The following is a 13,995-nucleotide window of genomic DNA, read 5'->3' on the forward strand; positions in this document are numbered from 1 at the left end:
GACCGTCCAGGTCGGAGCGGGTGTCGACATAAAGCGTATCGTCGCCGGCACCGCCGTCCACGACGCCGGAGTCGCCGGCATAGATCGCGTCGTCGCCATCGCCTGCATTGACCGTATCAACACCGTCTTCGGCATGGATGGTGTCGTTCCCGGCACCGCCATCAAGGACGTCGTTGCCTGCGCCGCCGTCCAGCAGATCGGCATCGTCGCCGCCAGAGAGCGTGTCTTCGCCGGCACCGCCATAAAGCGTGTCGGAACCTTCGCCACCATCCAGCGCATCGTTCCCGGCACCGCCGGTGATCTCGTCATTGCCCGCGCCGCCGTAGACGACGTCCGCGCCGTCGCCGGCCGCGACAATGTCGTCGCCGTCCAGAGCGGAGATGGTGTCGGCATCGTCGGTGCCGACAAGGCTGTCATCGCCGTCCGTTCCGGTTATCGGTCCAGTGACGAAGCCAAGGCTTGTGCCATTTTCGCCGACGGTTACATCGATCGATTCGAAATCGCCTTCGATGGAGAAATAATACTCGGGCCAGCCATCCCCGGTCGTGTCTATGACGACGTAGGTGGTTCCATAATAACTCGTCAGCGAGACGTCGTCGGGGTCCAGGCTGATATCAGTGAGAAGCAGGGTATCGCTGCCGTCCAGTTTGAGATGGTCGCCCTGGAAGTCGGAGGCCTTGCCTCTGATCAGGTCGTTACCGGCTCCGCCGTCAATGGTGTCGTAACCACGACCGCCTTCAATGGTGTCATTGCCATCACCGCCGGAAAGGCTGTCGTTGCCGTCGCCACCGGTGATCTGGTCGTTACCCGCACCGCCATAGATGGTGTCATGGCCATCGTCGCCATCCAGATGGTCTGCGCCGTCGCCGCCATCGATCAGGTCGTTGCCGCCTTTGCCGTCAATGGTGTCTTCACCGGCTTCGCCAAGAAGGGTCTCGCTGCCATAGTCGCCGCGGATATAGTCGTTACCGGCACCGCCATCGATGCTGTCGCTGCCGCCTTTGCCGGAGATGGTGTCATCGCCGTCACCGCCGGAAATGGTGTCGTTGCCGGACTCGCCCTTGATGCTGTCATTGCCGGCACCGCCGTCGATACTGTCGTTACCGCCTTTGCCGGAGATGGTGTCATCGCCGTCACCGCCGGAAATCGTGTCGTTACCGGACTCGCCCTTGATGCTGTCATCGCCTGCGCCGCCGTCGATGCTGTCATTGCCGCCTTTGCCAGAGATGGTGTCGTCGCCGTCACCGCCGGACAGCGTGTCGTGCGACCAGTCGCCGGAGATCAGGTCGTTACCCGCGCCGCCGTCGATGCTGTCGCTGCCGCCGCGGCCATAGAGCTTGTCGTCGCCCGCACCGCCCAGGATGGTGTCGTTATTATAATCGCCGGAGACTGTGTCGTTACCATCACCGGCATCGATGCTGTCATTGCCCGCTCCGCCGGTGATCTCATCGTTGCCCGTGCCGCCGGTGATTTCGTCATTGCCGGCACCGCCGTAAAGAACGTCATCGCCGCCAAGACCGTCGATGGTGTCATCGTCAGCACTTCCGGACAGCGTGTCGGCTTCATCCGTTCCAATCAGGGTGTTATTGCCGTTAGAGCCACCGGTGCCAGCCGAGAATTGCAGGCTGGTGTTGCCGTTACTCTGGACGAGCGTGACGTCTGTGAAAACACCTTCGAGGGTGAAGGTCGTTTCTGCCCAGCCGTTGTTGTTGGCGTCGATGGCGACCGTGGTGATCCCGTTCGCATTCGTCAGCGTGATTTCGTTGTCGGTGATGTTCGCGCCGGTGATCAGGATCGAGTCACCGCTGTCGAGATCGGCGAAATAATCGCCATTAATCTCGGAGCCGCTGCCGACGAAGAGGTCGTTTCCGGCACCGCCATAGACTGTGTCGTCCCCGGCACCGCCATCGACTGTATCGTCTCCGGCTCCGCCGGAGATCGTGTCGCTGGCATCGCCACCCAGGAGTGAGTCAGCGCCGTCGCCGCCCTCGATCAGGTCGCTGCCGCCGTCGCCGGAAATGGTGTCGTCGCCTGTGCCGCCGGAAAGCGTGTCGTTGCCGGAGGAGGCGATAATCAGGTCGGCATCGCCGCCGCCGTCGATCTGGTCGTTGCCGCCGTCGCCGGAAATGGTGTCTTCACCGGCTCCGCCAAGGAGGGTCTCGCTGCCATAGTCGCCGCGGATATAGTCGTTACCGGCACCGCCATCGATGCTGTCGCTGCCGCCTTTGCCGGAGATGGTGTCATCGCCGTCACCGCCGGAAATGGTGTCGTTGCCGGACTCGCCCTTGATGCTGTCATTGCCGGCACCGCCGTCGATACTGTCGTTACCGCCCAACCCGGAGATCGTGTCGTCGCCGTCACCGCCGGACAGCGTGTCGTGCGACCAGTCGCCGGAGACCAGGTCGTTACCTGCGCCGCCGTCGATGCTGTCGCTGCCGCCGCGGCCATAGAGCTTGTCGTCGCCCGCACCGCCCAGGATGGTGTCGTTATTATAATCGCCGGAGACCGTGTCGTTGCCGTCGCCGGCATCGATGCTGTCATTGCCCGCTCCGCCGGTGATCTGATCGTCATCAGCGCCGCCGAGGATGGTGTCGCTGCCCTGGCCGCCTGTGATGCTGTCCTTGCCGGCACCGCCGTCGAAATAGTTGTTTCCGATATCGTCGCGCAGCGCATCGTTCCCGGCGCCGCCGGAGAGTGTGTCGTTGCCGGATCCGCCGGACAGCGTGTCCTTATCATCTCCACCCAGGAGAAAATCGTCGCCGTTATTTCCGAAGAGGCTGTTTTTGCCGTTGCCGCCATAGAGAGCGTCGTTTCCGTTGCCGCCGCTCAGCGTGTCCTTATCGTCCTCGCCGTAGAGGATGTCGTCGCCGTCGCCACCCACGAGATAGTCATTGCCGTCGCCGCCAAATAGCTGGTCATTGCCGCCGGCCCCGGAGAGCGTGTCGCGATCGCCATAGCCATAGATCGAGTCGTCGCCGGACGAACCGGTGATGGCATCACGGCCGTTGTCACCGGTTATCAAACCAGACCTCTGATTATCTTTATCATGCGACTTGCGCCGTGCCATTCTTTGCTCCAGAGCGCGGGCGAAACCGGCAGGCTTCTCCGGCCGGGACTTCTGTTGACCATACGTTACCTTGAATAGGGATGTTTGAAGATAATTTCAATAAAAATTTATCTAAATACAGCCTATTAGGATGCGACATAGTTTGGAGTTTATCTGAAAAGCCCTAAAAAATAGTTATCTTCATAAAGAAAATTAGAGCAATTCTCGTGTCATAAGCCGTCGCTGCAACACAACATCACAACCGTTCATTTTGTAAGGTGTGGTCCAGGCCTTCATTTACAAGCCGGTTGAATTAAGAGGGACGGGCTGGCCGAAACCATTAAACGTCACTGACGGCGTGAGCATCGACGCGCTAGGTTGTTTCCTGCGTGAGGGAACATATGCGGAGCGAAGCGGGTATGAGTATCAAGATCTGGGGGCGGCCGACATCCGCGCGGACACAGAAAGTGTTGCTGGCGGTGGCGGAACTGGGGCTGCCGCACGAGCTTGTTCTGGCGAGTGGAACGATGGGCGCGCACGGCCATGTGGCGAAAGGCAATCAGGCTTTCGGCGTGGTGGATACACCTGAATATCGGGCAATGAACCCGAACGGTACAGTCCCGACAATCCTGGATGATGGCTTCGTACTCTGGGAATCGAATGCGATTCTGCAATACCTCGCCATGAAATATGACCCGGACAGGTTCTATGGTTCGGACACAGAGCGCTTCGCCTCGGCAAGCCGCTGGATCATGTGGGAGAACAACGAGCTTATTCCGCCGATGCACACTCTGGTGAAACACACCATCCGGCTGCCTGAAGAGCAGCGCGAGCCACAGGTCGCGGAAGCGGCGCGAGCGGCGCTCACCCGCGCATGGAGCATCGTTGAGGACCAGCTTTCCCGGACAGGACATATCGCAGATGACAGCTGGAGCTATGGCGATATCCCGATGACCATCCGGGTGCATCGCTGGGCGCTTCTGGCGGGGGAGGATGCGCTTTCGCCGAACCTCGCCCGATATTACGGTCAGGTGTCTGCCCGGCCGAGCTTCGATGCGGTCCGCGACCCGGCGATGCATCTGGCCGGATAGTAATCGGCGGGTGGAATACCGGGGGCAGTGATCGCCCCCGGGTACTGGATCCTAGATGAACGGCGTGTCGATGTAATAGTGACCGCCCTGCACGACTTTCTTCAGGTCGCTGCCATCCATCTCCCAATAGGAGACGCCGTCGTTGGCGGCGGATGTGATCTGGATATCCGCCTTGCCGTCGCCGTTGACGTCGGCGATGTCGGTGATGCTCTCGCCTGCGCCAAGCGATTTCACGAAGCCCTTGTTGGTCGCCGTCGAGCCGTCCATCTCCCAGACAGTGACTGCACCGGTCGAGGTATTTTCGGCCAGGATGTCCGCTTTGCCATCACCGTTGAAATCGGCGAGGCCGCGCACTGTCCAGTCGGAGGTCATATCGCCTGCATAGCCGGCATTGAGCAATGTTGCTCCATCCATCTCCCAGACGGAGACCGAGCCATTGTCGTTGCGGACCAGCATGTCGTTCGTGCCGTCGCCGTTGAAGTCCGCGAAGCCCTCGACCGACCAGTCGGAGCTGAGGGTGCCGACATAGCCTTTGTTCGAGGCAATGCCGTCGTTCATTTCCCAGACAGAGACGGAGCCGTCTGCGGTATTGCGCAAGACCAGATCGTCCTTGCCGTCGCCATTCATGTCGGAGACGTGCTCGACATCCCAGTCTGAGTTCAGGATGCCGGCATAGCTCTTGTTCGAGGCCGTGCCGCCGTCCATTTCCCAGACAGAGACGGTGCCGGTATTGCTGTTACGCAGCAGCAGATCGTCCTTACCGTCGCCATTGAAGTCAGCGACCGATTCCAGATCCCAGTCCGCGCCGATGGTGCCCGCATAGCTCTTCTCGAGCGGGGTGGAGCCATCCATGCGCCAGACCGAGGCGGCCCCGCCATTGTCGTTCCGGGCGATGAAGTCTTCCTTGCCGTCGCCGTCGAAATCGCCGGTGCCGAGGATGTCCCAGTTGTTGCCGAGGAAGCCGGAGAAGCCTTTGGTAGGCTCGGCTGTTCCGTCGATCTCCCAAACGGAGACCGCGTCGGTGGCGCTGTTCCGGATCAGCAGATCGTTGATGCCGTCGCCGTTGAAGTCCTCGATAGCCTCGACCGACCAGTTACTGTCCAGGGTACCGAGATTGCTGCGATCAACGACGACGGAGCCTTCCATGGCCCAGGCCGTGACCCGGCCGCTGTCGTCGTTGCGCCAGAGCATGTCCTCGTCGCCATCGCCGTCGATATCCGTCGAGCTCAGGAGGGACCAACCGGATTCCCAAGCAGCGTTCGCGGTGAGCTCGATCTGTTCGACATTCTGGAAGTCGGCGCCGTCGCGGGCTTCCCGGATATTGATGAAGGCCCGGTCGAAACCGTCGCCGCCGTCAATTACCTGATCGTCCGCATCGGCATAGAGGCTGTCATTGCCGTCGCCGCCATAGAGGCTGTCCGCGCCTTCGTCGCCGCTGACCCGGTCATCGCCGGTGCCGCCATAGATGACATCGTCGCCGGCCAGGCCATTGAGCGTGTCGTTGCCGGCAAGCCCATCCAGGGTGTCGTCAAGTTCTGTCGCGCCGAGAGAGTCGTCACTTTCGGTACCGTAGATGACGTTCTCATCCTCTGCCGAGAAGGTAAGGGTGGTGTCGCCATCGGCAGAAACACTCACGCTTTCGAAGCTGCCGACGAGCAGGAAGGATGTGTCCGGCACACCGTCATTGTCGGTATCGAGCCAGACCCGGGTGTTCGCGCCGTCCGCCACCAGGCTGACATCGTCCTCCTCGAGAGCGAGGCCGGTCAGGGTGATCGAGTCGCCCTGCTGATAGTCCCCTATACGGTCGCCTTCAAGCTCGGCCGCCGTGCCGCGGAAGACATCGTTGCCATCGCCACCCACCAGGCTGTCCGCACCGGTGCCACCGGAAATAACATCGTCACCGTCGCCGCCGATCAGGGTGTCGTTCAGGTTCGTTTCGGTGATCTGACGCAGCGAGACATTGTCGATCAGGGCGCCGTACTGGTCGGAGGTGCCGTCCGCGTCGCCGCCGCTGAAGGCGATGACATGGGCGCCCGCCGTCAGGCTGACGGAAAGGGTCTGGTGCGTCCATTCCCGGGCCGCGTCGTCGATCTCCAGCACCTTCTGGCCGTCGACCCAGACGGTCAGCTCGCTGGTCTCCGAGACCTGGTTTCCGAGCTGGCGTGCTGCGAAGTCGAAGCTGAAGCGGAACTCGCCGTCTTCCGTGACATTGACTGTCTGCGCCATCAGCACATTCGTGTCGCCGGAGGTGCCGCCGCTCTCCGGGTGGCTGTCGAGTTCGGCGACATGGTTGTCGTCGGCCCAGTCGTCCGGCTGCTGCGGCGCACCGCCCACGACACCCTGCTGGATCTCGATCGGCGCGGTGCCGCCGCTGGTCGGGGTCAGGTCTTCCGCGGTCCAGCCGTCGATGGCCGTGAAGGTACCCCAGTTACCGTGGGCCAGGCTGCCCGGCAGATCCTCGAAGTCGCCATTGACGATCAGTTCCGGTCCGAGCTCTTCGGACGTTTCGGCGTTGCCGCCGATCAGGGTGTCGTTACCGTCGCCGCCTTCAAGCAGGTCGTTGCCGTCGCCGCCGTCGAGCACGTCATTGCCCTGCTGACCATAGATGACATCGTCACCGGCATCGCCGATCAGGGTATCGTCCGCCGCCGCATTGGCGCTCGGGTCGGTGGTCACCTCGATGCTGCGGATCAGGTAATCGCTGCTGTCATGGGCATTGCCGTCATCGCCGCCCGCATAATCGGTCGCCGAGAAGACCAGCCTGTCGAATCCGCCATCCACATCGATGGTGACCGTGGTCTGGTCGCCGCTCGGAGCCGTGAAATCGTCCTCGCCGACAAGTTCGCCGTCCCGATAGGCCGCCCAGTGGCCCTGCTCGCCGCCATTCCCCTCGGTGGAGAACAGCCGGAGGATATCGACGCTGGCGCCGTTCGCCATGGTGTCGAAATCAACGATCAGTTCCTCGGAGAAGCCGAGTGCCGGGTCATAACCGAGCTGATTGGGTATGCCGCCCGATGTCATCGTGCCTTCGACACCAAGCGCGTCCCGCTCGATGACGATGTTGTCGACGCTGGCGTCGCTCTGGCTGCCGTTCGAAAGCGCGCGGGTCGCGGTGACCGTGAAGCCGCTGCCGGTCTCGCTGAAATTCGAGGAATCGATGCGGACGGTTGCCGTCTCGGCGTCGGAGGCGCTGCCGCCGTCGCCGTAGAGCGTGTCGCTGCCAGCACCGCCTTCAAGACGGTCGCTGCCGAAGCTACCGACAAGAGTGTCGCTGCCTTCGCCGGCAGTCAGCGTATCGTCGCCCGTGCCGCCATCGAGGCTGTCGTTACCCGTCCCGCCGCCGAGCGTATCGTCACCGGAATTGCCGAGCACGGTATCGTCGCCCGCACCGCCAGTGACCGTGTCATTGCCCGCGCCGCCGGAGACCAGATCGTTACCGTCGCCGCCATCGATCGTGTCGTTGCCGCCGAGCCCGTCAATGGTGTCGTCCGCGCTGGTGCCGATCAGGCTGTCATCGCCTTCGGTGGCGCTGTTCTCGTCCGGCTCCGCCGGGGTGAAGGAGAGGGTGGTCTTGCCGTGATGTCTATCCGCCTCGACTGCGGTGAACGCGCCGTTCAGGACAAAGGTCGCCTCGGCATGGCCGTTATGGTTGGTGTCGATAGAGACCGTGGTCTTGCCGTCTGCAACCGTGAGGGTGATGTCGTCCTCGTCAATATTGCTATCGACGATTACTGCGTCGCCATCTTCGGCGCTGTAATCCTCCAGGACGTCGCCGTCGAGATCCGAAAGCTTGCCGTAGAAGCGGTCCGCGCCAGCGCCGCCGGAAAGCGTGTCGTTGCCGGACCCGCCTTCCAGGAAGTCGTCGCCTTCACCACCGACCAGCACGTCGTTGCCGCTTCCGGCCGTCAGCGTGTCGTTGCCGTCGCCGCCATCGAGGCTGTCATCGCCGCGTCCGCCGCCGAGTGTATCCTGCCCGTCGCCGCCAAGAACGGTGTCGTTTCCGTCGCCGCCGGTGACCGTGTCATTGCCGGCCCCGCCATCGAGCAGATCGTCGCCGTCATCACCGGAAATACTATCGTTTCCGTCGCCGCCCGACATTGTGTCGTTGCCGTTATTGCCGCGCAGATAGTCATCACCGGCACCGCCATCGACACTGTCGTCGCCGTCACCGGCAAGCACGTAATCATCGTCCGCACCGGCATCGACCGTGTCGTTGCCGTCGCCCGCGACAAGATAATCGTTACCGTCGCCGCCGATGATGGAGTCGTCGCCATCCTGTCCGGACAGACTGTCACGATCCGCACCGCCGTTCAGGACATCGTTGCCGTCGCCGCCCTGCAATTTGTCACGGCCTGCGCCGCCGTCGAGCGTGTCGTCACCGGCATTACCGACCAGGGTATCCTTGCCGTCGCCGCCCTCAATACTGTCGTCGCCGTCCTGGCCACTGATCTTGTCGTCTCCGTCGCGACCGTAGACGGTGTCATTCCCGGCACCGCCGCTGACATGGTCGGAATCGGCGCCACTGTCTATCAGATCGTCGCCGTCGCCGCCGGTGATCCGGTCGTAGTCCGCGCCGCCGTAAAGCGTGTCGTTTCCGTCGCCGCCGACGATATAGTCTCGTCCGTCGCCGCCATCGACCAGATCGTTGCCGTCACCACCGCTCAGATAGTCGTTACCGGCGCCGCCATCGAGGCTGTCATCGCCTTCACCGCCATCCAGAAGATCGCTGTCTGCGCCACCATCCAGAAGGTCGTTGCCGGTGCCGCCTGACAGGTGGTCGTAGCCGTTGCCGCCGCTGAGGCTGTCATCGCCAGCTTCACCGTACAGCCGGTCATTGCCGTCCATGCCGGAGACCAGGTCGTCGCCTTCGCCACCGTAAACCGTATCGTTGTCGGAGAGCGCGCTGATCGTGTCATCGCCCTCGGTACCGGTGATGTCGTCACGGTTCGGCGTGCCGATAATCACCCGGCCCTGCACTTCCTCGGTGAAGACGAGGTCCGTGCTGCCGCTGCCGTCGGTGGCAATGACGCCGCGATATTCACCGTCGATCGTGAAGGTGGTGTCCGCGCTGCCGCTGCCGGTGCTGTCAATCGCGACCGTGGTCTGGCCGTTATCGACCGTCAGGGTCACGGCTTCCGCGCCGAACGTGGCATTGGTGACGGAGACGATCTCGCCGCCGGTATAATCCGCCAGTGTGTCGCCGTTCAGATCAGCGGCGCTGCCTTTGAAGAGGTCTTCGCCCTCGCCGCCGCGCAGCGTGTCCGCGCCGGTCCCGCCATTCAGCGTGTCGTCGCCGTTACCGCCCTCAAGACTGTCGGAGCCACTGCCGCCGTTAAGCAGATCCTCACCGTCACCGCCATCGAGCGTGTCGGCATCGCTGCCGCCGTTGAGCGTGTCCGCGCCATCGCCGCCGAGCAGGCTGTCGTTGCCGCTGTTGCCGTCGAGCCTGTCGTCGCCCGCGCCGCCGTCGGCCGTGTCGTCGCCGGAATTGCCGGCCAGCCAGTCATTGTCGGCCCCGCCGTCGAGATAATCCTCGCCCTGGTTGCCCCAGAGCACGTCGTTTCCGTCGCCGCCGATCAGCGTGGCGTCGTCATAGCCGTACCGGCTGCTGGCGAGATCGAGGACGTCGTCGCCGGCACCGCCGTCGATGACTTCGATGCCCTGCAGCCGTTCACCGCCGAAATCGAGGGCGATATTGTCGTTGCCGTCGGTACCGGTCAGCGTGTCGATGCCGGTATCGCCGTCATCCTTGTAATTGTCGTACTGGGCATGGCCCGGATTGGTCGGGTCGAAAGTCTCCGCATCGCCGACCGAGGTCGGGTTCTCCGGGTCGCCGGTCTGCAGGTGACGGATGTTGCTGTTCGAGTCGACGCTCCATTCATAGAGGTCGCCGCCTTCGCCGCCATTCAGGCTGTCCCGTCCGGCGCCGCCGGAAAGCGTGTCGGAGCCTTCGCCACCGATCAGCGTGTCGTCGCCAGCACCGCCGTCGAGACGGTCATCCCCAGCATCGCCGGAAAGCGCATCGCTGCCATCGCCGCCGAACAGGGTGTCATTGCCCGCGCCGCCTTCGGCCACGTCGTTGCCGTCGCCGCCGACCAAGGTGTCGTCGCCGTCGCCTGCGGTCAGAATGTCGTTACCGGTGCCGCCGTCGAGGCTGTCGTTACCGGTGCCGCCGCCAAGCGTATCCTCGCCTGCGCCACCAAGCACGGTGTCGTCGCCCGCGCCGCCGGTGACTGTGTCGTTTCCGTCGCCGCCATCGACCAGATCATTGCCGTCACCGCCATCGATTGTGTCATCACCGCCGAGGCCTGTGAGCGTATCGTCGCCGTCCGTGCCGACGAGGCTGTCATCGCCTTCGGACGCCGTGACGTCCGGCGAGAAGGAGAGGGAGGTCGCGCCATCCTCCGTCACCGTACTGACCGAGTTGAACTCGCCGGCCATGGTGAAAGTGGCTTCGGCGCTGCCGTCACCATTCGTATCGATCACAACGGTGGTTTCGCCGTTTGCAACCGTCAGGGTCACTGCAGCGTCATCGAATTCGGTATTGGCAATAACAAGATCGCCGTCTTCCGGATTGTAGTCGGTGATGTTGTCGCCGTTCAGATCGGTGAGGGAGCCGACGAAGCTGTCCGCGCCAGCGCCGCCGGCAAGCGTGTCCGCGCCCGCGCCGCCCTCAAGCAGATCATCGTCGTCACTGCCGTCCAGCACATCGTCGCCGATGCCGCCGGAAAGCTCGTCACTGCCGGCACCGCCCGCAAGACTGTCCGAACCTTCGCCGCCATCGAGCGTGTCGTTTCCGTCGCCGCCGTCGAGCGTGTCCGCGCCATTGCCTGCGACCAGGCTGTCGTCGCCAGCGCCGCCGTCCAGCGCGTCATTACCGGTGCCGCCGTCGAGAACATCATTGCCGTCGCCGCCGTCCAGCGTGTCGTCGCCGTCACCGGCAGCAACAGTGTCGTCGCCCGCACCTGCCGCAAGGCTGTCGTTACCCGTATGGCCGTCGAGGCTGTCATCACCGTCGCCGCCATCAAGCACATCATTGCCATCGCCGCCGCTCAGGGTGTCATCACCCGCACCGGCCGACAGGGTGTCGTTGCCGGTATGGCCGTCGAGACTGTCGTTGTCCGCGCCGCCATCGAGGAAATCATTCCCGTCGCCGCCGCTGAGGGTGTCGTCGCCTGCACCGGCCGTCAGGATGTCGTCGCCGGTATGACCGTCGAGACTGTCATTGCCGGTGCCGCCGCCGAGGGTGTCGTTACCCTGGCCGCCGAGCACGGTGTCGTCCCCAGCACCGCCGGTCAGCGTGTCGTCGCCAAGTCCGCCATCGAGCAGATCGTTGCCGTCGCCACCGTCCAGCGTGTCATTGCCCTGGCCGGCCGTCAGCGTGTCGTTACCGCTGCCGCCATCGAGGCTGTCGTCGCCGAGGCCGCCGCCGAGCGTATCGTCGCCCGCGCCGCCGAGCACGGTATCGTCCCCGTTGCCGCCGGTGACCGTGTCGTTACCGTCGCCGCCGTCGAGCAGGTCGTTGCCGTCCCCGCCATTGATGGTGTCGTCGCCGGCGAGGCCGGAGATGGTGTCGTCGCCGCTGGTCCCCGTCAGGCTGTCATCGCCTTCGGACGCCGTGACGTCCGGCGAGAAGGAGATCGAGGTCGCGCCGTTGTCGGTCGATGTGGTGACCGAGTGGTACTCGCCATTGACCGTGAAGGTTGCGTTCTCGCCGCCCGCGTCGATGGAGACCGTGGTCTGGCCGTTCGCATAATCCAGCGTGACTGCATCGTCGCCGAATTCGGCATTGGCGATGACCAGATCACCTTCATCCGCGTCGTAGTCGGCAATAAGGTCGCCGTTCAGATCGGCGACATCGCCGACGAAACTGTCCGCACCGGACCCGCCCGCAAGCGTGTCGGACCCTGCGCCGCCTTCAAGAAGGTCGTCGCCGTCTCCGCCATCAAGGTTGTCATCGCCGGCACCGCCACTGAGGGTGTCGGCGCCTTCGCCCGCGGTCAGGGTGTCGTTGTCCGCACCGCCATCAAGGATGTCATTACCGAGGCCGCCGCCCAGGGTGTCTTCACCCGCGCCGCCGAGCACGGTGTCGTCGCCCGCGCCGCCGGTGACCGTGTCGTCGCCATCCATGCCGTCGACCAGATCGTTGCCGTCGCCGCCATCGATGGTGTCGTTGCCGGCAAGACCGGAGATGGTGTCGTCACCATCGGTGCCCAGGAGGCTGTCGTCGCCCGGCGTCGCCGTGACATCCGGCGAGAAGGAGATCGAGGTCGCGCCGTTTTCGGTGGTGGTGCTGACCGAATGGTACTCGCCATTGACCGTGAAGGTGGCGTCAGCGTTGCCGTCGCCGGTCGAGTCGATGGAGACGGTCGTGGTGCCGTTATCGACGGTCAGGCTGACCGCATCGTCGCCGAATTCCGCGTTGGCAATGACCAGATCGCCTTCATCGGCATCGTAATCGCTGATGGCGTCGCCATCCAGATCGGCGAGATCGCCGACAAAGCTGTCCGCGCCGTCGCCGCCTGCAAGCGTGTCGGACCCTGCACCGCCTTCGAGAACATCGTCGCCGGAGCCGCCATCGAGGTTGTCCGCACCGTCGCCGCCGCTGAGCGTATCGTCGCCCGCGTTGCCGGAGATCTGGTCGGCGCCCGCGCCGCCTTCGGCGAGATCGTTACCGTCGCCGCCGGCCAGAGTGTCGTCGCCGTCGCCTGCGGTCAGGATGTCGTTGCCGATGCCGCCGTCGAGGCTGTCGTCGCCGAGACCGCCGCCGAGCGTGTCCTCGCCGGCGCCGCCGAGAACCGTATCGTCGCCTGCGCCGCCGCTGACCGTGTCATTACCATCTTGGCCATCGACCAGATCGTTGCCGTCACCGCCATTGATCGTGTCGTCGCCATCGCCGCCGAGGGCGGTGTCATCTCCGGCGCCGGCGGAGATCAGATCGTTATCCGCGCCGCCGTCCAGGCTGTCGGCACCCGCGCCGCCGTCGAGCACGTCATCGCCCGCGCCGCCAATCAGGGTGTCGTCGCTGCCGGATGCGGTGGTTTCGGTCGTAAATTCGATGCTCTTGACCAGATAGTCGCTGGCATCGCTGCCGCCATTCGGGCCGTCTGCATAATCGGTCGCAGTGAAGACCAGCTTGTCGAAGCCGCCGGAGACATCGATCGTCAGCGTTGTGGAGCTGCCGCTCTCGGCCTGGAAGTCGTTTTCGCCGACCACTTCGCCGTCGCGATAGGCTGTCCAGTGGCCCTGTTCGCCGCCATTGCCCTCGGTGTTGAACAGGCGCGCGATCTCTACGGTCGCACCGGTGCTGGTATTGTCGAACTCGACAATCAGCTCTTCGGAGAAACCGAGACCCGGATCATAGCCGAGCTGGCCGGCCGGCCCGCCGGTCGCGCCGTCGACACCGAGTCCGTCGGAATTCGAGGTCACGTAATCGACGCTCGGCTCGCTGCGGTCGCCGTTTTCCAGGGAGCGGGTCGCGGTGATGCGGAATCCGCTGTCGGTCGCGGTGAAGTTGCTGCCGTCGATGCGGCCGGTTTCGGTCACGGGCGCATCGACAGCGTCGCCGCCGGTCAGGCTGTCATTGCCCGCGCCACCTTCAAGAGAGTCATTTCCGGCGCCGCCATCAAGCGAGTCGTCGCCATCGCCGCCATCGAGTGTGTCGTCGCCGTCGCCGCCGAGCGCGGTGTCGTTCCCGGCGCCGCCGATGACCGTGTCATCACCCTCCATGCCGTCGAGCAGATCGTCGCCGGCGAGGCCGTCGATGGTGTCGTCGCCTGCCAGACCGGTGATCGTGTCGTCGCCGTCCGTGCCGACGAGGCTGTCATCGCCCGGCGTTGCGCCGCCTGTGACGGTGTC

Annotated in this window: 2 protein-coding genes and 1 pseudogene; 1 reads left to right on the top strand and 2 read right to left on the bottom strand. The window is 63.9% G+C overall.

The genetic code is table 11. The annotated features are described in order from the left end of the window. Positions 1–3,022, bottom strand: a 3,022-nt coding sequence (locus K328_RS25080) for a beta strand repeat-containing protein (RefSeq protein WP_169721246.1), incomplete at its 3' end; no start/stop codon positions are given. Between the two features lie 443 nt (positions 3,023–3,465). Here K328_RS25080 and K328_RS26105 point away from each other — a divergent pair. Beyond that, complete coding sequence (locus K328_RS26105; protein WP_169721247.1) at positions 3,466–4,137, top strand: glutathione S-transferase family protein; 672 nt, start codon at positions 3,466–3,468, stop codon at positions 4,135–4,137. 51 nt (positions 4,138–4,188) lie between these two features. Here the strand turns inward: K328_RS26105 and K328_RS27095 are convergent. Next, positions 4,189–13,995 (bottom strand): annotated as a pseudogene (locus tag K328_RS27095) (hypothetical protein); the annotation flags it as partial.

Origin of the sequence: Nisaea denitrificans DSM 18348 (assembly GCF_000426505.1) — a bacterium.
Lineage (GTDB): Bacteria > Pseudomonadota > Alphaproteobacteria > Thalassobaculales > Thalassobaculaceae > Nisaea > Nisaea denitrificans.